Below are 22,210 nucleotides of genomic sequence, written 5' to 3'. Positions count from 1 at the left end.
TGCCTTTCATTTGTGGACGATTTCGCGATAGCTGCTCAGTACTGAAAGAGTGCGGTTTCGATCTGCGAGCCGGGACCCATCGTCATGAAGACGCCGTAATCTCCGCGCGCCACCCGCCCCTCGGCAAGAAGTCGTTGATACGAGAACAGGAACGACCCACTCGACAGATTTCCGTAATCACGCATCACGCTCACGGTGTGCCGCAGATCGTGATTCGTCAGGCCGAGATTGATTTTCACGGCATCGATCACCTTCTTGCCGCCGGAGTGCACGATCCAGTGGGTGATCTCCTTGCGCCGCAGCCCGGCTTCGCCGAGCAGTTGGTCGACAACCGTCTCCACGTGCGCGCCTACCTCGTAGGGAACCTCTTTGTCGAGGTAGAAGCTGAATTTCCCGGCCTCGTCGTCCCAGTCATAGCGCATGGCATCCATCGCATGGATGATCATGTAGCTGCGCATGCCCAACAGTCGCGGCGGCGGATCCGCCGCGGGACGAATGTGCGCCCCGTCGGTGCTCACCGCCATCGCGGCCGCGCCGTCGCCGAACAGGCTGTTGACCACTGCGGTGCGCATCGTCCCGTCGTATACGTATGCGGCAGAGCATGATTCCGTACATACCAGGACCGCGAGCTTGCCCGGGTTCGCGGTCGACCATGCGGCTGCGGCGGTCAACCCGTTCAGCCCGGCGTTGCATCCCATTCCGACGACATCCAGCCGTGCGGTACCCGGCGACAATCCGAGCTCGTTGATCAACAGCGCACTGAATCCGGGCGTGAGGAACCCCGTCGTCGTTACCGCCACGAGGTAGTCGACCTCGTCCAAATCTTTGCCGATTCTACTGAGGCACTTACGAATTGCCGCTGCTCCGGTTGCCACGCCGTAACGACGATGCTTCGCCAGCAACTCACCCTGCGTCTCGGACCTGAAGTTTCCCTCTTTGTCAACGGAAGGCAATGTGAGATAACGGCTTTCGATACCGCCGTTGAGGAAGATACCGCGGATCTTCGGGTCGTCGATGGCCAGCAGCTCGACCAGTTCGCGCTGGCTGTACCTGGTCGGCGGGTTGGCGGTCGCCACCCCGAGAAGCATCGGAGTCGCTTGTCCCGCAACGGGTTCGGTGTCCATGCCGAGCGTGCTCGGGAAGTCGGCTTGCTCGATGATGGTCATCGGCGAAATCCGAGGTATTGCGGTAGGCGCCGCGCGCGGCACCGGTCACGGTTTGCCGCGGTCCAATCGGCCGAAGAACGAAGTCTTCGTATCATGCCTGCTCCCTCCCTAGAGCAAAGTCGGGCAGTGCGCACAACTGAACGTGCGCCCAATATGGCTGTTGTCGCTTGATACCCCCGTCGGTCTCCGCACCGAGATATTCGGTACACGCGAAGACCTGAAACCAATTTCAAGCTACGTCGCGGCAGATGTTTGCGCGAGCCCCCAGTGCCGGGGGCAAACTGCAGCACACAGGCCTCGTTCGAGGCCACAAGATCGACAATCACATCCGGTCCGAAATGTCACTAGAGTGGATGTCGACAGCTTTCGATTATAAATATCATTGGTAAACGTCCGCATTTGTCACTCGTGGAGTATCCGCGACAGGGGAACACTGAGGGGGGTGGTGACGATCACAGTGGAGCGTGCGCCGACACCGAGCGCGGTCCGACCCGAGCGGATCGGAGCCACACCGGGGGCATTGCGGCGCCTGTCTGCATGCATGCCGCGCGACATCGTGGATGTGGCCGCGGCGGGTACTGTCGTGGCCGCCCTGTCGCTCGCGTTACTAGCCCTGCTCGCGACGGTGACCAGCAGTGGCGCCGACCCTAGGGCCGATGTCGGCGCGACCGCCGTTCTACTGGCCGTGTGCCTGCCGATCTATCTGCGGCACATAGCCTTTGCCATGCGTGACACCATTCCGCCCGGCGCGTCGTACACGGCGGCGGTACTGGCCGCGCTGGTGCTCGGCGCGACGCCGGTGCTCGGCGTTTCCTGGCTGAACACCGTGCACATCGTCGCCGTGGTTGTCGCCCTGACGCTGCGGCCGATCCTCGCGGTGCCGATCTCGCTGATCCTCGTCGCTGCCACGGCGCCGTTGGCACTGCTGCTCGGCGCAACCGAGCAGCACGCGCTGTGGTTGGCGGTGACGACCGGGATGCGAGTCATCGCGGTATACACACTGGTGTGGATGGTCGTCGCCTTGCGCAGGCTGCTCGATGCCGGGGCGGCTCTCTCCGAGCGGGCAGTCGCCAGGGAACGACTACGCATCGATGGTGAACTGGCGCGGACGGTGCAGCGAGCGCTGGTGGAGATCACCGCCTGCGCGAGTCATGCGGAAGAGTTCACCGCACGCGGCGATCGCGCGTCGGCTCGCACCGAACTCGAAGCGCTGGTCGATGTCTCGCGTCACGGGCTGGCCGAGGCCCGCCAACTGATCCGCGGTTTCCAACATCCCGCGTTCCCGCACGAAATCACCTCCGCGTCGGCACTTCTCGCTGCGGCGGGGATCGAAGCCCGGGTCGAGCTTCCCGCCACTGGGCTGCCGGAGAAGGCGGACGAATCGCTGCGTGCCGCCCTACGCGCCGTGCTGGCACGGCTGCTCCGCGACGGGGCAGCCGGACCAGTGGTGCTCGCCGTTCGCAGGGTCGACGGCGACTGGGTGCTCGAGTGCCACATCGATACGCTCGTACCGAGTTCAGGGAGCAGCGCATGAATGAGGCATCGCGACCCCTCAGCGGACCGTGGCTGGTGACGGTCCGGCACGCGCGTGTGCTCCTGGTCGGAACCACCTGTGCGACGGGCGCTTTGGCGCCGTCGCAGGCACCGGCACAGGGACCCGACCAATTCGGCGTCGCGGTTCTGTTGTGGGTTGTCGCTGCCGCCACGGTCTTGGTCCACCTGCACCATGTGTTCGGCACGATCCCGAACGGACGCCCACGCTTCTGGCCCGCGACATTCCTGCTGCTGACCGCGCTCGTATACGTTCCGACGTTCTGGTTTCCGGTGGCGTGGGGCATCACCCAGGTGTTCTTCATCGCATCGGCCGCACTGCTGTTCCGTGGGTGGGTCCGGCTCATCCTGGTGACACTGCCGATCATCGGAACCGCAGCGGGCAGACTGGTCGACTCCGACCGTGTCGACCCCTGGCTGATGACCGCGGATGCCATCGAGGTGGTGGTCGTGTTCACCGTGCTCTCCGCGTGCCTCGTCGGCGTGGCCGTGCTGGTGCGCGCCGTTGACCAGCTCGACCGCACAAGGACCGATCTGGCCGAACAGGCGGCCGAACGCGAGCGGCTGCGGGTATCCCGAGATCTGCACGACCTACTCGGTCAAAGCCTCTCGGCGGTGTCGTTGAAAGGTGACCTGGCTGCCGCATTGCTGGCGAGCGATCCCGACGCAGCGAGATCGGAGATTCGAGGCGTCGCCATGCTCGCTCGCGACACCCTGCAGGCGATGCGCAGGGTCACCCTCGGCGAACACACCGTTTCGCTGGAAGCCGAGGCGGCGGGGGCCACCGCGCTCCTTTCCGCCGCCGGCATCGCCACCCACCACCACATCGACCTGCCACAGCTGGCGGCCGAAGTCGATGACGTGCTCGCCTGGGGAACCCGCGAAGGCGTCACCAACGTGCTGCGGCACAGTGCCGCGCGCACCTGCTCGATAGTCGCCGGATGTAACGGCGGCAAGGTATTTCTGGAAATTGTCAACGACGGCGCGCACAAGAAAACGGGTGCGGGCAATGGCCTGTCCGGCCTCGCGGAGCGGGCCGCCGCGCTGTCCGGTACCTTGTCCGCGCGGCAGAGCAGGGACGGCAAATTCCGGCTGCGCATCGAAATACCGGAGGTGACACGATGATTCGTGTGCTGGTCGCCGAAGACATGCACATGATCCGCGGCGCGCTTGTGGCATTGCTGTCCCGCGAGGACGATATCGACGTGATCGCCGAACTCGATCGCGGTGACCTCGTCGTCGACGAAATCGTGCGCACGCGACCCGATGTCGCACTGTTGGACATCGACATGCCGGGCCTCGATGGCATCAGCGCCGCCGAACGTGTCCACGAACAGGTTCCCCAGTGCCAGGTGCTCATCTTGACCGGGCTCAGTCAACCGGGATATCTACTGCGCGCCTTGCAGGCGCATGTGCGCGGCTTCGTCGTCAAAGACGCACCCGCACAGACGCTTGCCGACAGCATCCGCCGGGTCGTCGCCGGTGAGCGCGTGATCGATGCGGACCTGGTCGCCGCGGCGCTCGAAACCGGCACCAGTCCCCTCACCCACCGCGAGGCCGATGTGCTCCGGGCCGCCGAGACCGGTATCAGCACCGACGAAATCGCGCGAACGCTGTTCCTCTCAGCTGCGACCGTGCGCAACTACCTGTCGAACGCGATCATCAAAATCGGCGGCCGCAATCGTATCGACGCGATCCGCATCGCCCGCCACGCCGGTTGGCTGTAATAGCGAGATCGGTCAGCACGGCGAAAGCCGGGACCGAGTAGCGACATTCGGCTCATTTGTCGCCACTCGTTCCCGGTCGCTGCCGAGGTTCCGAACTGCATTCCGGTCAGGAGCTGCTTGCCGCGGCAGTGATGGTCGCGACCACCTCATCCGGGTGGGACACCGGCGAGGCGTGCGAGGATTTCACTTCGCTGATCTGTGCCCGCATGCGGTCGGCCTGGAAGCGTTGCGATGCGGGGGGAAAGGTCAGGTCGTCGGTCGAAATCAGGTACCAGGACGGCACCTTGGCCCACGACGGGTCGCCGCTCGGCTCGGCATTCGCGGCCGCGGAGGTGGGGCGCTGGCTGGCCGCGAGTCGTGCTGCGACATCGGCGCTGACGTCCTGCGCGAAGACCTCGCCGAACCGTTCCGGTGCCATTGTCACCTCCGCCCCCTTCTCGGTGGGCTGGATCCGCAGCGCCGTTTCGATCTTGCTGCCCGGATAACGACCGGGATCACTGAGGGCCAGCACCGATTCCCCCTTTTCTGGTGCGAAGGCCGCGACGAATACCTCGGCCTTGACGTTCGGGCGGTGGATATTGCTGATCACCGCCCCACCGTAGGAGTGCCCGACCAGGACGACCGGTCCGGCGATCCCTTCGATAGCTTTGGTGACGGCGGCCGCGTCGGCCGCGGGGCCCCGCAGCGGATTGTCGGGCTGAACCACCTGATAGCCCTGACCGCGCAGGTTTTTCGCGACGGTGTCCCAGCTGGAGCTGTCCGAGAACGAGCCATGAACCAGCACGATCGCGGGCTTTGCGGCGGCTTTGTTCTCGGCTGGTTCCGAGGTGGACTCGGTGTCACTACCGCACCCGGCGGTTGCCAGCACGGCTGTCGCGACGAGAGCCGTGGCGACGTTTCGGAGTCGGACGAGCATCTGCATGGCGTTCCAATCTCGTGTAGATGAGGGCTGCCCGGTTTCAGTGGCCGGTGAGGTTGGAGCCTTTCCTGTGCTGTCGAAACCCCGCGAGCGCCCGATGGTCGATGACACTGCTGACTGTCGCAGCCGGGCCGCTGGCCTGGTAGATACCGATGTGTGCGGTGGACGATGACGAATGTCACTGCTGTCTCCACGACGATGCCTCCACTGCAGCGCAAGGGCTTTCGGCACTGCATACCGCGGCCGATGCAGAGCTCGGGGGAACGGCAGCGCCGATGCCGATCGCGGTCTTACCTGCCGGTGATGCTCACGTCAGGAGGACGGCCCTTCCGCAGGGTCGGGGGCGAGTTTCGTGAAATCGCCGTGCCGTCCCGCGCCTGCGGCGAATCGCGCGGCACCGGCCAGACTCTCCAGGAATGCGGATTTACCGTGCTCGAATTCGGTTGCCAGAGCAGCAGTTTCGGTGAGACCGTCCTGTTCGAGCAGGGAAAGCCGGTCCTGGCGCAGACAGGTCTGAGGGAATCGGGTGAGCTCGTGCGCGAGATCGCGGGCCGCGGCCAGGGCCTGCCCGTGTGGCACGATCCGGTTGACCAGGCCGATCCGGTGCGCTTCCGTGGCGTCGACGGGGCGGCCGGTCAGAATCAGGTCCATGGCGTGACTCGCTCCGATGAGCCGGGGCAGCCGGACGGTGCCGCCGTCGATCAACGGGACACCCCAGCGGCGGCAGAACACGCCGAGCACGGCGTCCTCCTCGGCCACCCGTAAGTCGGCCCATACGGCCAGTTCGATACCGCCCGCGACGGCGTATCCGGAGATCGCCGCGATGACCGGTTTCCCAAGTCGCATGCGCGTCGGACCCATCGGACCGTCGCCGTCGTGGTCGGTCCGATTGCCACGCTCGGTGCCGAGTGCCTTGAGATCTGCTCCGGCACAGAATGTTCCGCCTACGCCGTGCAGCACGGCGACGGCCGAATCGGGGTCGGCGTCGAAGTCACGGAAGGCGGTGGCGAGTGCCGCGGCCGTCGGACCGTCGACTGCGTTGCGGGCCTGCGGCCGATTGATGCCGATCAGCGTGACCGGCCCGGCACGCTCGATGAGAACGGTGTCGGTGGACATGAAACCTACTTCCATCCGGGCGGTCCGAGTGGGTCGAGTCCGCGATTGCCGACGACACCTTCGACGTGCCTGTCGATCACGGCGCAGCCCCGCCCGGCGGCTGCGGCGACCCGCAAAGTGAAACAGTCCGATCGTACTGTTGTCAATACCTGCGATGATGCAGCCATGGCACGCACGGAAGGACGTCGACACAGCGACGCGGCACGCAGCCACCAGACCCGCGAGCGCATCCTGCGCGCCGCGGTCGACTCCCTCATCGAGGACGGCTACGCCGCGACCAGCATCGGGGCCATCCAGGCGCGCGCCGAGATTTCCCGCGGCGCCCTGTTGCACCAGTACCCGAACAAGGCCCACCTGCTCGTCGACGCCGTACGCCATCTCTCCGACCAACAGATGCGCGAGGCCATCGACAACGCGGAAGCGAAAGCCGCCGAGGACGACTGGATCGACGCCCTCTGGCACATCTTCGCGACCCCGCTGTTCGGCGCGGTACTCGAGCTGTGGGTAGCCGCACGAACCGATACCGACCTCCGCGAAGCGCTGCTGCGCTACCAGCGAGAACTACACGGCAACATTCGCGCGACCATCGTGGCCAATACCGAGGCCACACCCGAAAACTTCGACACGATCTTCGAAATGACCCTCACCTACTTTCGCGGCCTGGCCCTGACGACAATCCTCAGTACCAATCATCGTGACAAGTTGCTCGCCGACTGGCGGATCGCTGTTCACACGATGTCATCGGACAAAACGCCGTAACCACGACCGTCCGCCTGTGTGATCTGTGGCCTACCGTTTGACAGCCCTCGGTCAGCGGGTCTCAATTGGTCATATGACCAGTTAGCTCGCGCTCCCGCACGGAGCAGCGTGTTTCCGCACAGGAGTGACGATGAACCTACGGAGCCTCGTGCTCACTGCCATGTTTGCCGCCGCCTGCGCCGCGGCGACCACCGCGACACCGATCGCACACGCCGAACCCGAGCGGGTGCCGGACACCGTCGACATCGCCTGTGCGGGTGCCATCCGGCACCGGAACGCCGACTGGTACCTGCCCGATGGGGCCGCCCATGGCCTGGTCTGGCTGCAACACGGTTTCGCCCGAAGCAACGCGAATGTGGCCAGCCTCGCCGAGCATTTCGCCGCTGCCGGATACGTCGTGTTCGCGCCCGCCTTGCCGTTCCTCGATCCGGCCGGTTGCACCCTGCAGAATCTCGGCGACAACACCGGCTTCCTCGACAACATCGCCGGACTGTTCGCCACCGCCGCCGGACCCACCAGTCCCCTGGCGCGCAGCTTCGCCGCGGCTACGGCCGCGGCGAACCGGCCGGATCTGCGGCTGCCGCAGGAGACCGTGTTCGTCGGGCACTCCGCGGGAGCCGAGGCCGTCGAATATGTCGCACACCGGCTACACGCCGACCACCCCGCCGCCTTCGCCGACTTACGCGGACTCGTCCTGCTCGATCCTGTGAAATCGTTCCTCGGCGACAACACCGACCAAGCCCTTGCCGACCTCGACCACACCGACCTACCGATTCTCGATATCGCCGCGAAACCCTCCCAATGCAATCTCTTCGGTGTCGGCACCGCGGCCGTCCAGCGACTGCTGCACCGTCGATACCTCGGCGTCCGCATCGGCACCGGCGTGCACACCGACGCGGAAGGCGCCAGCGGCGACACGCTGGGAAACCTGTTGTGCGGCAACCCGAAATCGGTGAACATCTCGACCCTGCAAACCCTCGCGGTCGGTTGGACCACCGACTATTTCACCGGCACCAGAACCGCCGACTACTACCCCGCCCACGCACCCGCCACCGACGCCGCCACCGCGCAAACCGCCGTCACAGAAGCGGTTTCGGCCGCCCCCGAAGCCCAGATCTTGACAGGTTCCTAGAAAGACGGACGCACGAGCGGATCGACGCCTGTGAGTTCCGAACTAGCGGCCCATAGTTCAGCGGCGGTGTCGAGGTCGGTCATATGCGCATGCGGTGTTTCCTGGTGCGGTTGTCCACGGAGACCGAAAACCCTTGGCCCCCAAAGTTGTCCACCGGTGATCTCAGTGTCCAGAATGGCTCGGACAATGGTTGCGGCCGCTGCGTGTTTGCCGTGCAGCACAACACTTGCGGGCAGCCCGCGCAGGCGCTGGGCGGTGGTGCGAACGAATAGCGGTGGTCGCGACGGGGTCAGTGAGTCCATGGCGCCGCCGGGGTGGACGACAATGCTGGCGGTGTCGGCACCGTGTGCGTGCAGGCGGCGGTCCAGTTCTAAACCGAACAGCATCTGGGCCAGCTTCGAGCGCCCGTAGCTGCGCTTGGGCCGATAGTCGTGTTCGGATTGCAGATCGGTGAGATCCAGTCGCTCCGACCGCGCGGCAAAGCTGCCCACCGTGATCACCCGGCTGTTCGTGGTGGCGGTCAGTATCGGCGCCAGATGAGCGACCAGCGCGAAATGCCCGAGATGGTTTGTCGCGAACATCAATTCGTGTCCCTGAGCACTCACGCGGCGATCGGGACCCGACAGCAGGACCCCGGCATTGAGCACGACCGCGTCCAGCCTGTCGGCATCGAGGGCGTCCACTGTCGCGGTCAGGGAGGACAGGTCAGCCAGATCCAAACGCACGCACCGCAGCTGAGCGCCGGGAACCTGGGCCCGGATCGCGCGCACCGCGACGTCGCCCTTGGCGGTGTCACGGCAGCCAAGCACCACGGTGGCACCGTTGGCCGCGAGTTGCTCGGCGACGAAATACCCGATGCCCGCGTTGGCGCCGGTAACCAGAATGGTTTTCCCCTCGGCCCGCTGGCCGCTATGCCGCGTCATGCCATCGACCCTGCCAGCGGGGACTTGCACCGCACTCACACGCCACTGGCGTGCGGCGGAGTTGACCTTAACGTTCATTGAGGTTTCATGATGGTCGCATGGAAGCGAATGAGAGGGTTTCGAAGCGACGCGTGCTTGTTCTCGGTCGGACGCGGCAGGCACTGGACAATATCCTGGAGCGGCTGCGCGAACACGGAATTGCCGCGCAGGGATCTCTTCGGCCGGAGCAGGCGGACAGCGAGTTCGACGCTCGCGAGTTCGACCTGATCGTGTTCGGGTCCGGGGCGATCGGGCCGGTGACCGAACGGCTCCGCCGCGCGTTCGCCCGGCGTAATCCGGCCGTGAATTTCCTGGACGCGCTCGCACCGATCGCCGTCCGCCAGATCATCGCGGCCGTGTCGGCCAGGCGTGAAGTGCTGGCGGACTTCACCGCTGTGGCCATCGATTCCGGCGTGCGGATCGGCGCAACCGTGCGAGAGCCGTGCACGGTGACGGTCACCCTCTATCGCATCGTCGACGGCAGCTTCGTGGTCGACGAACTGAACAAGTCACCCGTCGAAGCGGGCCGGTACGAACTCACCGTGGCAGCCGAAACGCTGAGCGGCGGATACGCGTTACTCGTGACCGTCGGCGAGGACGAATTCCACGTGCATCGACTTCCCGAGTCCGTAACCAACGGGTGATGAGCATGCAGATCGCAGTCCTCGCTCTTGCGGTGCTGCCATGACGAGCTAGCTACCGCCGCTGCCCGCCGACGGCAGACGGTCCAACTCGATGCCGAACAGTTCGCGGTAGGCGGCCAGGGCCTCATCGTCGGTCAGGGTCTGCTCGGTGCGCTCGTCGTTCTCGGTGCGGGTGAGTTCGTGGTCACTGAGCGTGATGCGGCCGGTGGGAGTGGGTCGCGAGCACACCAGCTTGCCGGTGAAGGGCGAATCCGGCGAGGTCTGGTGATACCAGCAGAACGGTTCGAAATCGATCAGTCGGCGGGGCCGGGTCTCGATCCGGTAAAGCGGCTCGTCGTCGCAGAGCAGGTCGAGGTCGCCGCTGCCGTCTTCGACCGGGACGACTCGGAACACGCCGTCCGGATCGGGCTGGTCGTCGGTGCTGTCCAAACGCAGCGGGTACCGGGCGTTTTGGCCGAATCCCACGTCCACCAGCCACGGCCGGTCCAGGTCGACGCGCAGCACGAGATGGTCGAACGGCGGCCGGACGTGCCCGTCGTCGAACACCCCGGAGGCAAGCAGCGTCACCGGGAATCCGAGGGCCGACAGCAGGGTGCCGAACGCCCCGTTCAACTCGTAACAGAACCCGCCGCGCCGTCGTCGCACGATCTTGTCCACCAACAGTTTCTCGTCCAGCACGATGGGTTCGCCGAGGTGAATGCTGAGATTTTCGAACGGCACCGCCTTGAGATGCCGCCGGTGCAGGTCGCGCAGGGTGTCGATGTCGGGACGAACCGGTGCCTCGACTCCGAGCCGCCGCAGATAATCGACTACGAGGTCATGATCCATACACCGAACAGTAAACCCTCGAGTGCACTTGAGGTCACGCCCGAAAATGTCGCCGCGCCCGACGGTTCGGCGCGTCAGGTCCGGCGACCCGGATGTGTCGGCCGATAAACCGGTCAGCCGCCTCGGTCCGCGGCGGACGTATCACACTGTGGTCCGATTCCATCTCATACCAAGGGATTACCGGTAACGAGAATCCGGCGGATAGCGTCGGGTATTGAAATCGCCGCCCCCGCTCCGACATCCACCGACCTGGCCATCGTCGACGGACGGAGGTGGCGTCTCCGCCTCAGCTCTCAGGAAGATCTATGACGACACCTGCCTTGGTCCCCGAGTCATCGCCGCGGTCACCGCGGGGCGGCGCCGACGGTGATTATGCCCGTCTGTTACGCCGGATCTCCGAAGCGGGGCTGATGAACCGGCGTCCCGTCTACTACGCCGTCCGGCTCAGCCTCGTCGGGGCCGCGTTCGTGGCTGGCTGGGCGGCGTTCTTCATCGTCGGCGATTCGTGGTGGACACTGCTGGTCGCGGGGTTCATGGCCGTGACGTTCGCCCAAATCGCGCTCGTCATGCACGATGTCGCACACCGCCAAGTCTTCCGGCTACGGCAGCCGACGGAGCTCGTGGGACGACTCGTCGGCAACGCAGGCATCGGCCTGGGCTACGGCTGGTGGCAGGACAAGCACACCCGGCATCACGCCAACCCGAACCATGAGGAACTCGACCCCGATGTCGCGCCCGACATTCTGGTTTGGTCCCAACAGCAGGCACGGTCCAGCCACGGTCTGCCTCGTCTCATCGGGCGGGCGCAGGCGTTCCTGTTCTTCCCCCTCCTGCTGCTGGAGGGCCTGAACCTCCATGTGGCCGGTGTGCGGGCGCTGAGAAATCGCTCGGTGAAACACCGCAAATTGGAGGGCGCACTGCTGTTCGGCCACTTCGCCCTCTACCTGGCCGCACTGTTCGCGGTGCTGCCCGCCGACAAAGCCTTCGCGTTTCTTGCTGTCCACCAAGGCCTCTTCGGTCTGTACATGGGCTGCATCTTCGCCCCGAACCACAAAGGCATGCCGACCTTGACCGGCGACGACCGCCCCGACTACCTGCGTCGCCAGGTACTGACCTCCCGCAACGTGCGGGGTGGCGCATTGACCGACCTCGCCCTCGGCGGGCTCAACTATCAGATCGAGCACCATTTGTTCCCGAGCATGCCGACGCCGAACCTGCGGCACGCCCAGGTGATCGTCCGCGACTACTGCACCGAAATCGGCGTGTCCTACCACGAAACCGGGCTGATCTCCTCTTACCGAGAGGCGCTGAGACACCTGCACCACGTCGGCGCCCCGCTGCGCAACCCCGATCGAAATTCGGCAGTGCCGCAACGCAATTGAACACAAGCTGGGTCCGGACGAGCCGAAATCGTTCTGGACCCAGATACTCAGGTCGGTACTGCGGGGCTCACCTCCTGGCGGTGGACGACCACGTCGAACCACTGGCCCAGGCTGCCGCCGTCCATGTATGAGTCAGGACCGCCATGAGCCAGGCCACGCGTCTTGACGGGGGCCGCAAGCCAGCGCCGCACCGCGGTGGGAGCGGGCCGACGTAGATCCAGGGCGAACTGGTCGAGGTGCACCTTGCCGAAGGGCTGTTCGAACCAGTCCGAGGCGGGTGGCGGCATGGCAGCGGTTTTCCCGGGTCCGAGGCTGACGGCGCCGTGGTCGAAGGTGAAGCCGATCGACAAGTACCCCTGGCCGTACCACTGGCGCAGATACGAACCCGCGCTCGGGAATCGCAAGTCCGGCGCGGGTGGGACAGCGATACGTAGTTGGGGGGCGTTGGCGGTGTGCGCGCTCGCCGCCCAGTATGCGACTTTGTCACCGGTGAATTCGCGCCACCACCTGAGGTTTTGGGCCGCATGGGCGTCCCGGTACCCGAGGCTGTCGGCAAAGGACAGGCGGTAATGCTCATAGAACGAGACGATTTGCCGCGCGTGCTGTAGCGCCAGTTCGTGGGCGCTGGACCCGGGCTGGTGCGGCACGCCGGCGATCAGGTCATGGACGCGATGGGCATGATCGACATAGGGCTTTTTGTCCGGCACACCCTGGTACCAGCTGACGTGGTCGTTCATGTTCGGCGTGGCGGGCCGGATCGCATGCAGGTGACTACGGAGTTCGGCAAGCTTCTCTGGAGCGGCACCGGCGACATAGGCGTCGATTCCGTCATAGGCCGATGGGCCCGTCAAGTAGTACTCGACCCCGATGAACTGCACCTTGTCAACGCGCTCGGTGTTGAAGTCGCGCAGCCACCGCAGCAGGTCGGCCACCTCCTGTGTCTGCCACTGCCCGCCCAGCTGGCTCATGACCGTGTTCAGATCGCCTTTGCCCGTGCGGATGTACTCGTTGACCTGCAGTCCTGTTGTCCACTGCTCTTCGAAGGCGATGGAACGGAACCCCAGCTGTTCGACGAGCAGACGCAGGGTGCGGTGTTTGAGCGTGAGCTCCTCGGCCGCGCCATGAGTCGACTCGCCCAGCCCTACGATGTGCGCTTCACCGATCGACCCGCGAAGGGGCATCAGATCGTCGTCCGGGCCAGCGGGATCCACGTGGTCTAGTGCGACCGCATGGTGTCTGATCCAGTCGGGCACAGACTGCGGCGGATCCCCAGCGGCCGCCGTCGGCGTGCCGGCGAGCACCATGGTTCCGACACCAACGGCGAACAGTCCCAACCGTCGCCCCCAACTGCGTTCCTGTCGATGCATCGAATTCTCCTTCCTCTGCATCTCCACGATCGCGGCTACCGGTCCGGTACACGTCCGCCCGGAAGCGACTACTCGGCTACGCCGCTCGACGTACCCGAACGGCCACTGGCGAATTCGACGGCGCGGGCGGCGGCGGCGTGGCTGTGGATGCGCGACAATGGTGGCGGGCACCTCGCGCTTGTCTCTGTCAGCAGGACAATCACTCATCCGGGAGGCGGTATGACGCAGACGAGGAAGGTCGACTTCAGCGGCGTGCGGTGGGGCTCGGTGGAGTGGACGAACCTGGGCACGCTGTACCTGCGCGCCTGCGAAAGTCGTTCGCCGAACCCGATTCTCGGCGACGACGCGGCGGCGGAGGCAGTGGACCGGATCGACTACGACTGGGCCAGAATGCGCCGCTATATGCTCCCGCCCGCGAACCAGTGGTTGGTCGCCCTGCGGGCCGCCCGCCTGGACGACTGGAGCGCGGCCTTTCTCGGCCGCCACCCTGACGCCGTCGTGCTGCATCTGGGATGCGGAATGGACACCCGCGCCTTCCGGCTGCGTCTGCCTCGCCACGTCCAGTGGTTCGACGTGGACCAGCCGAACGTCATCGAGTTGCGCCGCAAGCTGTACGCCGACCGCGACGGCTACCGAATGCTCGGCTCATCGGTCACGGAAGCAAGCTGGCTGGACGAAACCCCAACGGACCGGCCCACATTGATCGTCGCCGAGGGTCTACTCATGTATCTCCCCCAGTCGGAGGTGCGCACGCTGCTCCAGCGCCTGACGGACCGATTCACTACCGGAGAACTGCTCTTCGACACGCTGTCACCGATGGGACCACGCCTGTCGAAGGTCTTCAGCAAAGGCATCGTCAAATGGGGCACCAGCGACGCCCGCGAGTTGGAGCGCTGGAATCCACGCTTGCGCTTCCTCGAACAGAACTCCGCACTGGCGGGCTACGAACGGATCAACTCCACGCCGATACGACTGCTGTACCGACTGATCCACGCGACCCCGGCCCGGAACTACGACGTACTGAACCGCTTCGAGTTCTGACAGTTCCCGCACAGCCGATCTCCCAGCCGCTCGGGCGTCTCTGTTGATTTCGTCGCGTCGGCGTTGGTGCAGTGTCGCGATCAAGCCGTACTGCCTATGTCGTTGTTCCCGAACGGGTTACGGAAGCGCGAAGGCCAGCAGAACATTGCCCGGCATGCCGGTGGTGATCTGTCGGCCGTAACCGGAATTGGTGAACAGCATCCCGTTCGCGATGACGGCACCGTGACCGTTGATACCGCCGCCGACGCCCGGCACCCCATTCACCGTCTTGAAAGTGCGCGCCGTGTTGTATTCCCAGAGGATGGCGCCGGTGTCAGCCGAGAAGACACGCATCTTGCCGTCGAGGCTGCCCTCGTAAACCAGGCCGGGCGTGGACGATACGGCATTGGGCATAGCGAGCTGGCACAGCGGAAGGTTCGGTATCGGAGGCGGGTCGATCAGGCAGCCGGTCGCGGGATTCGGGGTGCTCCAGACGACCGCGCCATCGGCCGGGTGCAACGCGTACAGCGTGCCCGGCTGGGCCTGATACGTGGCAACGTACAGGTGGCGGCCGTCATAGCTGGCACCCCACTGGATACCCTGCAGCGACTCCGAGCCGGGAATGGGCAGAACCGGTTCCGGCGTGGACAACCTGGTCTGCCAGACGATCTCACCGGTCGTGGCGTCGAGCAGATGGTAAACCCCGCTCTTCTGGCCGGCGCCGACAACCATCCGACCATCGATGCTGAAAATGTTCGCCTGCGATCCGAAGTCGAAATCGTGTCCGGGATCGGGACAGTTCCCGCCGGGCGGCGGCACCGCACAGCGACCGTTCCAGGGCGGATCACCTGGAGTCATCCGTCGAACCCACCGGGCCGTCCCCGTGTCGATGTCCAGCGCTCCGATTGCTTCCGCTCCCTCGGGATAACCCGAGTAGGGGTTGCCCGAGGTGTAGTACAGCGTCCGTGAATTCGCGTCGATCGTGGGTGAGGACCAGATCGGCGCACCGCTGGGAGCGAAGTCGGGCTTGCCACCGGTCGGCTGCGGTTGCGGGATCGTGTAGTACTTCCACTGCACGTCGCCGGTTGCGGCGTCGAGCGCCACCATACTTCCTCGGAAGGTGCAGCACGGGTACGCATCGTTGGTAGCGGCGCCCAACTCCTGACTGGACACTCCGACATAGACGCGACCCTCGAACACCAGTGGCGAGCTGGTGATGATCGCGTAATCGTGGTCGTCCAGCTGGCGGACCCAGCGCAACGCTCCCGTCTTCGCGTCGAGAGCCCACATCCTGGCCGAGTTGTCACCGAAGTAGACCAGGCCGTCCGCGACCGCGGGACCGTTGCGCAGCCCGTACGTCGGGAGATTTCCGCCGAGGGGTGTCTCGGCTTCGAATTCCCATCGGGTCGAACCGGTTTCGGCGTCCAGCGCATAGAATGTCCCGTTGCGCCCACCGACATAGACAGTGCCGTCGACGACCGCCGGTTGGCTGGACGCGGCGATGGTCTCGGGGAACGCGAACGCCCACTTCAGTTGCAAATCACCGACAGTATCCGGCGTGAGAGCAGTTTCGTTCGAGTTGAACCGCGAACCGGTGGGATCGAATTGCCACATGGGCCAGTCACCATTGACCGGGGCAGGTTGTCCGAAGCCGGTACCTGCCATCAGCACAACAACGGCGATCACCACAACGGGTAGATGCAGGTACCGCCAGCGCCCGCCTCGACGGCACCCGTGGGCTATTGCGCTAGTACTCCTGATCATGGCTTCGTGGCTCCTCACCAGATCTGACAATTCACCGTCACTATAGGAATCACAGAAGCGTGGAGAATGTTACCAACTTCGCTGGCATGAATACCTGCCGTCCGGCTTCAGCCCGCAAACCATCACGTATCAATCCATCGAGCCGTCTTGTAGGCATCTATGGCATCGGTTTCATAATTGTCGGCGCCTGTGTTTGCTTCCGCTTTACCGTCGAGCACGCCACAGGCAGCCGTTCAATTCCTTTGTAAGAACGACGCGATCCGCACCTGGCCCGTTGTAGTCCTCGACCACATGGACATCGAAGCCGAGCCTTTGGTGAAAAGCGATCGAGCCCTTGTTATCTGGCGAGGTGATGGCCTTGAGCCGCGTAGCGTCCTGGGCACGTGCCGCCACAGCGAACGCCTCGTATAGGCGATGGCCGAGCCCAGTACCTCGTGTGTCGTCACGTGTGGCGATCAGATGGACGTAGGCCACACGTGCGGGTGTGACGAATCCGAAGATATATCCGCGGATGCCGTCATCGGCCACTGCCACCAAGTTGGTCTCCGGGAACTCGTGCACCAGTGCAGCGAGGTGAAGTGACCGCAGGTCACGTCCACCCCAATAGCGAGAATGGTTTTCGATCACCTCCCGGAAATCTCGCATGGTCGCGGATACGATCATCTCGGCGGGTTCCCGACGTTTCATCACGCAATGATGTCACCGGGATACGGCAAGCTCGGCGTGCCAGCATGGCTGCATGACTCAGGTTCCAGAAAATTGTGCACTTCCCGCTGATCCCGCCCGGGCCAACGACTATGACAGCTTCGCCGAGGCGTATACGGCTGAGAACGAGGCCAGCCTCTACAACGCCTATTACGAACGGCCCGCGATGCTGGAACTCGCGGGGGACGTCGCAGGCAGACGGATCCTCGACGCCGGCTGCGGCTCGGGCCCGCTGTTCGCGGCGCTGCGCGATCGCGGGGCCAGGGTGAGCGGCATCGACGCGAGCGCCGGGATGTTGGAGCTGGCTCGACGGCGCCTCGGTACTGACGCGGACCTGCGGATCGCCGATCTGGCCAGCCCGCTGCCCTTCTCCGATGGCGCGTTCGACGACGTCGTCGCCTCCCTGGTGCTGCACTACCTGGAGGATTGGGGGCCGACGCTTGCCGAGCTGCGGCGTGTACTGACCCCCGGCGGTCGACTGCTCGTCTCGGTCGATCATCCCTTTGTGGCCTACGGCATTCAGCGTTCGGCCGGGCACAGTCCCAACTACTTCGAGACCTACAAATGGACCTTCGAGTGGACCATGGGCGGCCGAACCGTCCCGATGAGCTTGTGGGCCCGGCCGCTGCATGCGATGACCGACGCCTTCAACGCGGCCGGCTTTCGCATCTCCATCATCAGCGAGCCGCAGCCCGTCCCGGCCGCCCGCGAGCTGTTCCCCGAGGAATACCGAGCCCTCACCACCGGCCCGAGCTTCCTGTTCTTCGTCCTGCAGTCCAGCTGACCGCCGCCTACGCAAAAAAGCCTGAGCCGGACCGGCATCGGCCAGCTGGTCCGGCTCGACGGTACCGATCGAAAGCCGACAACGCTGCCGTCATCGACGTGCAGCCCGGATCGAAACTCTGCGATATGCTGACCGCAGGCAGCAGCGCCTCTTGACAGGCCTGGGCTGCGGTGTCGACGTCGCCCGCCTCGCCACCCTCCCTGCGCAATCCGCGCGACGAGTAGCTCGAATCCCCTCCTTCCCGGTCGTTCCCTGACGCCGGTTCTTCTCCCGAAATCGATCGTGCCGCAACGCCTTGCGTCATTCAGCCCGATCAAGAGACCCCTCACCTCAACCACACAACAGAATGGAGTGAAAGCCCGTGAGTACCAACATAATTACCAACGGCACCGAGCGAGCGATCATCGAGAACCTGCTCGACCACAACCGCGAAGCACTCATCGAGACCGTTCGCGGCCTGTCCGACGCCGACGCCCGCCGACGGCTCGTCGCGTCGCTGACGACACCGATCTCATTGCTCAAGCATGCCGCTGCCGCGGAACGGATTTGGTTCCAACGGTTCTGGGCGGGACTCGATGAATCCGAATGCGATGGATACTCGCGCCGCGACGAGGGCACCTTCGCCGTCGCCGACGACGAGTCGCTGGCAGACGTCATCGCCGAGTTCGAGCGCGCAAGCCAACGATCACGGGAGATCGCGTCCCGCTTCGACCTCGACGACACCAAGGACAATCCCCGCGAGGGAAACGTCAGCATGCGATGGACATTGCTCGCCATGATCCAAGAGTTCGCCAGGCATGCAGGTCACGGCGACATCCTCCGCGAGCAGATCGACAAGCCTGTACTGCGACAGCCGAACTCGTGAAACTTCGGCGCCACCGAGCACATGTTCATCCGAACAAGTGCTCTTAGCCGAAAGGTTTGTCACGCTCAGGCTCCGCAGCACCTTCGCCCGCAGCCGGTTCTGGTGACGCGGCCAGGCACGCGCGAGTACTGGCCGCGCCACCGATCGGGTGATCGCAGATTAGGCGCCGTTCGGCCCAGGCACCTGCTGTGCCAGGCGGTTGCGCTGAACTTCGCTCCAAGCCTTGCTCGTGCAGATCCCACAGTTGGCGCCGAAGAATTCGCCCCTGGCTCGCTCGTCGCCCTTCAGCTGGAAGGCGAGCCAGGCTGTGCTGGGTCCCCGGAACCCGCCGCCGTCGTTCAGCGGGGTGAAGTGCCCGGCGCCCGCCAGTGACCCGTAGATCGCGACTACGTGGTCGGCGCTCTCGTAGTACTGCTTCACCCCAGCCGGGGTGACGATGGTGTCGTTCTCACCGGCCAGGAGAAAGGTGGGTCCGCGTAGGCCAGCGGAACTGGGGCGCGGGCCCGGTTCGATCGGCACTGTGGTGTCGACACGAGGATCCGCGCCGGCATTGAGGCTGCCCCCGCCGCCCCTGGAATGGCCGGAGGCGCCGATGTTCGCCAGATCCACCTTCTGGTGGAAGGGACTGTCCGCCTGCTGGTTGAGCCGGGTGAGGAGATCGATGCCCTGGAGCATCTCGCTACCACTGGTGGCCCAAACGGTGTTCGCCGCGGCGACGATGAAACCGTGGCTGGCCCAGTGCCGAAGTAGCCCGTCGTAGATCGCCGGCCGCGCCAGAGAGCCATTGCCCCAAATGATCACGGGGTGTCGATCCATCTTGGCCGGGAAGTACAGCGTGTGGTCCGTCATGGCCTGCACCTGCACCTGGTGCGGTCCCGGCTTGTCCCAGTCGACCGCCTGCGGCGCGGCGACGGCAGGCAGGACGGGGGCGACGAGAAGGGCTGCGGCGGTGACAACCAGAGTTAGCAGTGTGCGTCGCTTCGGTGCAAAATTGTTGCGGGACAAAGCAATCTCCCCTCGTGTGGGTGAAAGGAAGCATCTTGCCCACGATGGTGGCCGGGTCGCCGTCCGCCCACAACCGATCCCCAGCCGTCATTTCCCCGGTTGTGCGCGTTGTCCGTCACGAAGTTCCCCTCACCTGGACCGTCGGGGTTTCCGGCGTGACTGTCACGCAATTCCCCACCCGCGGCTGCACACCGAGCCATGCTGCCGGTACGCATCCGAACGTCCAATATTGGCTCCAATTGCGTGCTCTACTTTTCCGGTTCGAATGTGGGCAAGCAGCCCAGGCGATTCGGTGACGTCCCAGCTCGCTCAGCGGGCCCACGGTTATGGCTACGCCACCGAGGCGGCCCTGGCTGTTGTCGAGGCGGCGGCTGGCACGGGGCGACGGCGGTTGTGGGCGACGGTGCGGGAGTGGAACGCCGCCTCGTTCCGCGTACTGGAAAAGCTGGACTTCTACCACAGTGGCCGTGTCACAGCGGATCCCGATCGTGGCGACTCGATCTGGATGACGCGCGTACTCGGTAAGCCATCGCCGTAGCGGCAGCAGGGGGTGGCCGGGCTGGGGTATGGGATCGAGTGCTACATCCGTCGCAGTTCATCGCGGAGCCGCCTGGCGACCCTGGCCATCACCGCTTCCGCGGCGGGTTGGGCGGCGGCGGGGACTCGTGATTCGGTGAGGGCGGCGACGGCGAAGACTTGGCCGTCAGCGTGCTCGACCACGCCGATTTCGTGGCGGAGGTTGATCAAGGTTCCGGTCTTCGATGACCATCGGGACGCGTCGCAGCTGAAGTCGGGGGCCAGCCGGTTGCGCAGCATATTCTCCCCCATCAGCCGGCGGACCTGCGCCGCAGCTGCGGGCCGAATACTGCTGGGCCGCCAGATCTTGTGCAGCAGTTCGACGAACGCGCGGGCTGAACCGGTGTTCGCGCGGCTGATATCGAGTTGCGGGACCGGGTGTCCGTGTCCGGCCGTCGTCGCGGTGATCGCGAGGGTGTGCGCGAGATGGGCATGCTCGGGTGCGAGCATCTCGGTCGGCGTCCGGGTGAGCTCGTCCAGGAGGTGCCGTACGGAGATCCCCTCGACACCGAGGCGAGTCAGTTCGGCGGCCACCGCCTCGGGTGGGGTGAGCCCGAATAGTGCGTCCGCAGCGGCGTTATCGCTGATCGACAGGGTGAGATAGAGCAGATCTTCGAGCGCGATCGTGGCGGGATGGCGGAATTTGGTCACCCCGACCGGGCCAGGCGCGGTCACGCGGCCCGGCTGCACCACGATCGGTGTCACCGGATCGAGCTCGCCACGGGCGATGCGCTCCAGGGTGACGACCGCCAACGGCACTTTGACCAGCGAAGCCGACGGGTACTCCGCCTCGGCGTCGATCCCGAGCTCGTCACCGGAATCGAGATCGCGAACCAGGAAGGACCCGCGTAACCCCGCGCTGTCCAGGTCCTCTCGTGCCGCCCGCAGAATCTGGGCCACTCCCACTAGCACCTCCGGTCTGTCGAATCATTACCCCGATCTGTCGGCCTCGGGCGCACCGAGACAGCGCCCGATCTCGGCGGCGGACAGCGTATGGGTTCGCTGCGTGTCCTCGCTCAGCCCGGTCACGAGCCGGTAGCCGCGAGCCAACTCGGTCAGCTCGCCGATCTGCCGCCAGTGCAGGTCCAGCTCCTCGGCTTGGCTCGCCGAACAGAGCAGTAGATCGGTCGAACCGAGCGCTTCGGCCGCGGCGGCCGCGACCGAGTTCGCTACCTGCACCTGCGCGGGCTGCAATCCCACCGCGGCACCGAGCCGGGTGAGCGGGTCCCGAATGTGCGGTACATCGTCTTCAGGCTGCAGCCAGACGCGGCGGCGGCGGGCGTCCTCGTCGGCACGGCTGGGCCGCAGCGACTCCATATACAGTGCCCGGCTTTGCACAGCGATGCCACCGGCGAGCCCCAGCGGCACCCGCCAGGTGCCCTCACCGGGCGGGACCGCCACGAGAGCAGCTCGCACCTCCATCGTGCGAAGCGACTCGGCGCGCTCTCCGGGCTCGGCGGCGTGCAGGTCCAGATTCAGCCCCTTGCACCGCCCCGCGGCGATCAACCGCGCCAGCTGCAGCGGGTTGCACACAATCGGGACCGCCATCCGAAAAGGCCGGAGTCTGGCGCGTTCGGCGTTGTGCTCCAGGGTTTCGGCGAGCTCGACCAGGCGTTTGGCCGACGGCAGCAACTCGCGCCCGAACGAGGTCAAGGTGACCGTGCGGGTCGACCGGTTGAACAGTTGAGCTCCGAAACGCCGCTCCAGCGCCGCGATCCGTCGGCTGGCCACCGACTGTGGGATGCGCGCCACAGCGGCACCGTCGGTGAAACTGCCGTAATCGCCGACTGCCACGAATGCTCGACAGGCTTCGACGATATCCATGACGAGCCAGTATGCCAGTTCGGCATCAATCCATGCATCGCAACCTTGGACTGCATGAATGAGGGAGTGCCATGCTCGGTCGCGCCCATCGACCCCTTATCGGCCTTCACAGGA

General features: G+C 65.2%; 22 protein-coding genes. 11 read left to right on the top strand and 11 right to left on the bottom strand.

What is annotated here, in order from left to right; all coding sequences use genetic code 11:
- Positions 1-35: 35 nt before the first annotated feature.
- A complete protein-coding gene (gene dpgA, locus KV110_RS15715) occupies positions 36-1,166 on the bottom strand; it encodes a 3,5-dihydroxyphenylacetyl-CoA synthase DpgA (protein ID WP_246634566.1) in 1,131 nt (376 codons plus the stop codon).
- A 541-nt stretch (positions 1,167-1,707) separates the two neighbouring features.
- On the opposite strand from dpgA, the gene KV110_RS15710 reads away from it, so the two are divergent.
- The 3 genes from KV110_RS15710 to KV110_RS15700 are packed head-to-tail and all read left to right on the top strand — an operon-like array spanning position 1,708 to position 4,444.
- Positions 1,708-2,700 carry a sensor histidine kinase gene (locus KV110_RS15710; RefSeq protein WP_218476885.1) on the top strand — a complete coding sequence of 331 codons (993 nt, stop codon included), beginning with the start codon at positions 1,708-1,710 and terminating at the stop codon, positions 2,698-2,700.
- Positions 2,697-3,842, top strand: a complete 1,146-nt coding sequence (locus KV110_RS15705) for a sensor histidine kinase (RefSeq protein ID WP_218476884.1) — start codon at positions 2,697-2,699, stop codon at positions 3,840-3,842. The genes KV110_RS15710 and KV110_RS15705 overlap by 4 nt, the downstream gene beginning before the upstream one ends.
- The gene (locus tag KV110_RS15700; protein ID WP_218476883.1) at positions 3,839-4,444 is read left to right on the top strand and encodes a response regulator transcription factor; all 606 of its coding nucleotides are present in this window, start codon (positions 3,839-3,841) and stop codon (positions 4,442-4,444) included. The genes KV110_RS15705 and KV110_RS15700 overlap by 4 nt, the downstream gene beginning before the upstream one ends.
- 106 nt (positions 4,445-4,550) lie before the next feature.
- On the opposite strand, the gene KV110_RS15695 is transcribed toward KV110_RS15700, so the two are convergent.
- Positions 4,551-5,366: an alpha/beta hydrolase gene (locus KV110_RS15695; RefSeq protein ID WP_218476882.1), complete on the bottom strand. Its 816-nt coding sequence runs from the start codon at positions 5,364-5,366 to the stop codon at positions 4,551-4,553.
- A 309-nt stretch (positions 5,367-5,675) separates the two neighbouring features.
- Positions 5,676-6,479 (bottom strand): crotonase/enoyl-CoA hydratase family protein, encoded by an 804-nt coding sequence (locus KV110_RS15690; protein WP_218476881.1) that lies wholly within the window; start codon positions 6,477-6,479, stop codon positions 5,676-5,678.
- Positions 6,480-6,644: 165 nt separating this feature from the next.
- On the opposite strand from KV110_RS15690, the gene KV110_RS15685 reads away from it, so the two are divergent.
- Positions 6,645-7,238, top strand: coding sequence for a TetR/AcrR family transcriptional regulator (locus tag KV110_RS15685; RefSeq protein ID WP_218476880.1), 594 nt, complete (start codon positions 6,645-6,647; stop codon positions 7,236-7,238).
- A gap of 130 nt (positions 7,239-7,368) precedes the next feature.
- The gene (locus KV110_RS15680) at positions 7,369-8,370 is read left to right on the top strand and encodes an alpha/beta fold hydrolase (protein WP_218476879.1); all 1,002 of its coding nucleotides are present in this window, start codon (positions 7,369-7,371) and stop codon (positions 8,368-8,370) included.
- On the opposite strand, the gene KV110_RS15675 is transcribed toward KV110_RS15680, so the two are convergent.
- Positions 8,367-9,293: an SDR family NAD(P)-dependent oxidoreductase gene (locus KV110_RS15675; protein WP_218476878.1), complete on the bottom strand. Its 927-nt coding sequence runs from the start codon at positions 9,291-9,293 to the stop codon at positions 8,367-8,369. The genes KV110_RS15680 and KV110_RS15675 overlap by 4 nt on opposite strands.
- 98 nt (positions 9,294-9,391) lie before the next feature.
- Between KV110_RS15675 and KV110_RS15670 the strand changes: the two genes are divergently transcribed.
- Positions 9,392-9,976, top strand: coding sequence for a hypothetical protein (locus KV110_RS15670; protein WP_218476877.1), 585 nt, complete (start codon positions 9,392-9,394; stop codon positions 9,974-9,976).
- A 48-nt stretch (positions 9,977-10,024) separates the two neighbouring features.
- Here KV110_RS15670 and KV110_RS15665 read toward each other — a convergent pair whose 3' ends face one another.
- On the bottom strand, positions 10,025-10,804 hold the full coding sequence (locus KV110_RS15665) for an arylamine N-acetyltransferase family protein (RefSeq protein ID WP_218476875.1): 780 nt from the start codon (positions 10,802-10,804) through the stop codon (positions 10,025-10,027).
- A 305-nt stretch (positions 10,805-11,109) separates the two neighbouring features.
- Between KV110_RS15665 and KV110_RS15660 the strand changes: the two genes are divergently transcribed.
- Positions 11,110-12,186, top strand: a complete 1,077-nt coding sequence (locus KV110_RS15660; protein ID WP_218476873.1) for a fatty acid desaturase family protein — start codon at positions 11,110-11,112, stop codon at positions 12,184-12,186.
- Between the two features lie 47 nt (positions 12,187-12,233).
- On the opposite strand, the gene KV110_RS15655 is transcribed toward KV110_RS15660, so the two are convergent.
- Positions 12,234-13,490, bottom strand: coding sequence for an erythromycin esterase family protein (locus tag KV110_RS15655; protein WP_218476871.1), 1,257 nt, complete (start codon positions 13,488-13,490; stop codon positions 12,234-12,236).
- 282 nt (positions 13,491-13,772) lie between these two features.
- Here KV110_RS15655 and KV110_RS15650 point away from each other — a divergent pair, with 282 nt between their 5' ends.
- Positions 13,773-14,594 (top strand): class I SAM-dependent methyltransferase, encoded by an 822-nt coding sequence (locus KV110_RS15650; RefSeq protein WP_218476869.1) that lies wholly within the window; start codon positions 13,773-13,775, stop codon positions 14,592-14,594.
- A 117-nt stretch (positions 14,595-14,711) separates the two neighbouring features.
- On the opposite strand, the gene KV110_RS15645 is transcribed toward KV110_RS15650, so the two are convergent.
- Both KV110_RS15645 and KV110_RS15640 read right to left on the bottom strand, forming a co-directional pair.
- Positions 14,712-16,337: an outer membrane protein assembly factor BamB family protein gene (locus KV110_RS15645; protein ID WP_218476868.1), complete on the bottom strand. Its 1,626-nt coding sequence runs from the start codon at positions 16,335-16,337 to the stop codon at positions 14,712-14,714.
- A 204-nt stretch (positions 16,338-16,541) separates the two neighbouring features.
- Entirely contained in the window at positions 16,542-17,024 is a 483-nt protein-coding gene (locus KV110_RS15640) for a GNAT family N-acetyltransferase (protein WP_218476866.1), read from the bottom strand.
- A gap of 52 nt (positions 17,025-17,076) precedes the next feature.
- Here KV110_RS15640 and KV110_RS15635 point away from each other — a divergent pair, with 52 nt between their 5' ends.
- Positions 17,077-17,826: a class I SAM-dependent methyltransferase gene (locus KV110_RS15635; protein WP_218476865.1), complete on the top strand. Its 750-nt coding sequence runs from the start codon at positions 17,077-17,079 to the stop codon at positions 17,824-17,826.
- Positions 17,827-18,187: 361 nt separating this feature from the next.
- Positions 18,188-18,691 (top strand): DinB family protein, encoded by a 504-nt coding sequence (locus KV110_RS15630; protein WP_218476864.1) that lies wholly within the window; start codon positions 18,188-18,190, stop codon positions 18,689-18,691.
- Positions 18,692-18,850: 159 nt separating this feature from the next.
- On the opposite strand, the gene KV110_RS15625 is transcribed toward KV110_RS15630, so the two are convergent.
- On the bottom strand, positions 18,851-19,696 hold the full coding sequence (locus KV110_RS15625; protein WP_218476863.1) for a poly(ethylene terephthalate) hydrolase family protein: 846 nt from the start codon (positions 19,694-19,696) through the stop codon (positions 18,851-18,853).
- A gap of 292 nt (positions 19,697-19,988) precedes the next feature.
- Here KV110_RS15625 and KV110_RS15620 point away from each other — a divergent pair, with 292 nt between their 5' ends.
- Entirely contained in the window at positions 19,989-20,234 is a 246-nt protein-coding gene (locus KV110_RS15620; protein ID WP_246634565.1) for a GNAT family N-acetyltransferase, read from the top strand.
- 41 nt (positions 20,235-20,275) lie between these two features.
- Here KV110_RS15620 and KV110_RS15615 read toward each other — a convergent pair whose 3' ends face one another.
- Both KV110_RS15615 and KV110_RS15610 read right to left on the bottom strand, forming a co-directional pair.
- Positions 20,276-21,172, bottom strand: a complete 897-nt coding sequence (locus KV110_RS15615; RefSeq protein ID WP_218476862.1) for a serine hydrolase — start codon at positions 21,170-21,172, stop codon at positions 20,276-20,278.
- 30 nt (positions 21,173-21,202) lie between these two features.
- Complete coding sequence (locus KV110_RS15610; protein WP_218476861.1) at positions 21,203-22,096, bottom strand: LysR family transcriptional regulator; 894 nt, start codon at positions 22,094-22,096, stop codon at positions 21,203-21,205.
- Positions 22,097-22,210: the final 114 nt, after the last annotated feature.

This window comes from Nocardia iowensis (assembly GCF_019222765.1).
GTDB classification, from domain to species: Bacteria; Actinomycetota; Actinomycetes; order Mycobacteriales; family Mycobacteriaceae; genus Nocardia; species Nocardia iowensis.
The sequence above is the reverse complement of the archived record's forward strand: the minus strand, read 5'-3'. Positions and strand labels throughout refer to the sequence as shown.

Coding starts and splice junctions, on each gene's coding strand:
- dpgA (WP_246634566.1), bottom strand. CDS start 1,166: ATGACCATCATCGAGCAAGCCGACTTCCCGAGCACGCTCGGCATGGAC.
- KV110_RS15710 (WP_218476885.1), top strand. CDS start 1,708: ATGCCGCGCGACATCGTGGATGTGGCCGCGGCGGGTACTGTCGTGGCC.
- KV110_RS15705 (WP_218476884.1), top strand. CDS start 2,697: ATGAATGAGGCATCGCGACCCCTCAGCGGACCGTGGCTGGTGACGGTC.
- KV110_RS15700 (WP_218476883.1), top strand. CDS start 3,839: ATGATTCGTGTGCTGGTCGCCGAAGACATGCACATGATCCGCGGCGCG.
- KV110_RS15695 (WP_218476882.1), bottom strand. CDS start 5,366: ATGCAGATGCTCGTCCGACTCCGAAACGTCGCCACGGCTCTCGTCGCG.
- KV110_RS15690 (WP_218476881.1), bottom strand. CDS start 6,479: ATGTCCACCGACACCGTTCTCATCGAGCGTGCCGGGCCGGTCACGCTG.
- KV110_RS15685 (WP_218476880.1), top strand. CDS start 6,645: ATGGCACGCACGGAAGGACGTCGACACAGCGACGCGGCACGCAGCCAC.
- KV110_RS15680 (WP_218476879.1), top strand. CDS start 7,369: ATGAACCTACGGAGCCTCGTGCTCACTGCCATGTTTGCCGCCGCCTGC.
- KV110_RS15675 (WP_218476878.1), bottom strand. CDS start 9,293: ATGACGCGGCATAGCGGCCAGCGGGCCGAGGGGAAAACCATTCTGGTT.
- KV110_RS15670 (WP_218476877.1), top strand. CDS start 9,392: ATGGAAGCGAATGAGAGGGTTTCGAAGCGACGCGTGCTTGTTCTCGGT.
- KV110_RS15665 (WP_218476875.1), bottom strand. CDS start 10,804: ATGGATCATGACCTCGTAGTCGATTATCTGCGGCGGCTCGGAGTCGAG.
- KV110_RS15660 (WP_218476873.1), top strand. CDS start 11,110: ATGACGACACCTGCCTTGGTCCCCGAGTCATCGCCGCGGTCACCGCGG.
- KV110_RS15655 (WP_218476871.1), bottom strand. CDS start 13,490: ATGGTGCTCGCCGGCACGCCGACGGCGGCCGCTGGGGATCCGCCGCAG.
- KV110_RS15650 (WP_218476869.1), top strand. CDS start 13,773: ATGACGCAGACGAGGAAGGTCGACTTCAGCGGCGTGCGGTGGGGCTCG.
- KV110_RS15645 (WP_218476868.1), bottom strand. CDS start 16,337: ATGATCAGGAGTACTAGCGCAATAGCCCACGGGTGCCGTCGAGGCGGG.
- KV110_RS15640 (WP_218476866.1), bottom strand. CDS start 17,024: ATGAAACGTCGGGAACCCGCCGAGATGATCGTATCCGCGACCATGCGA.
- KV110_RS15635 (WP_218476865.1), top strand. CDS start 17,077: ATGACTCAGGTTCCAGAAAATTGTGCACTTCCCGCTGATCCCGCCCGG.
- KV110_RS15610 (WP_218476861.1), bottom strand. CDS start 22,096: ATGGATATCGTCGAAGCCTGTCGAGCATTCGTGGCAGTCGGCGATTAC.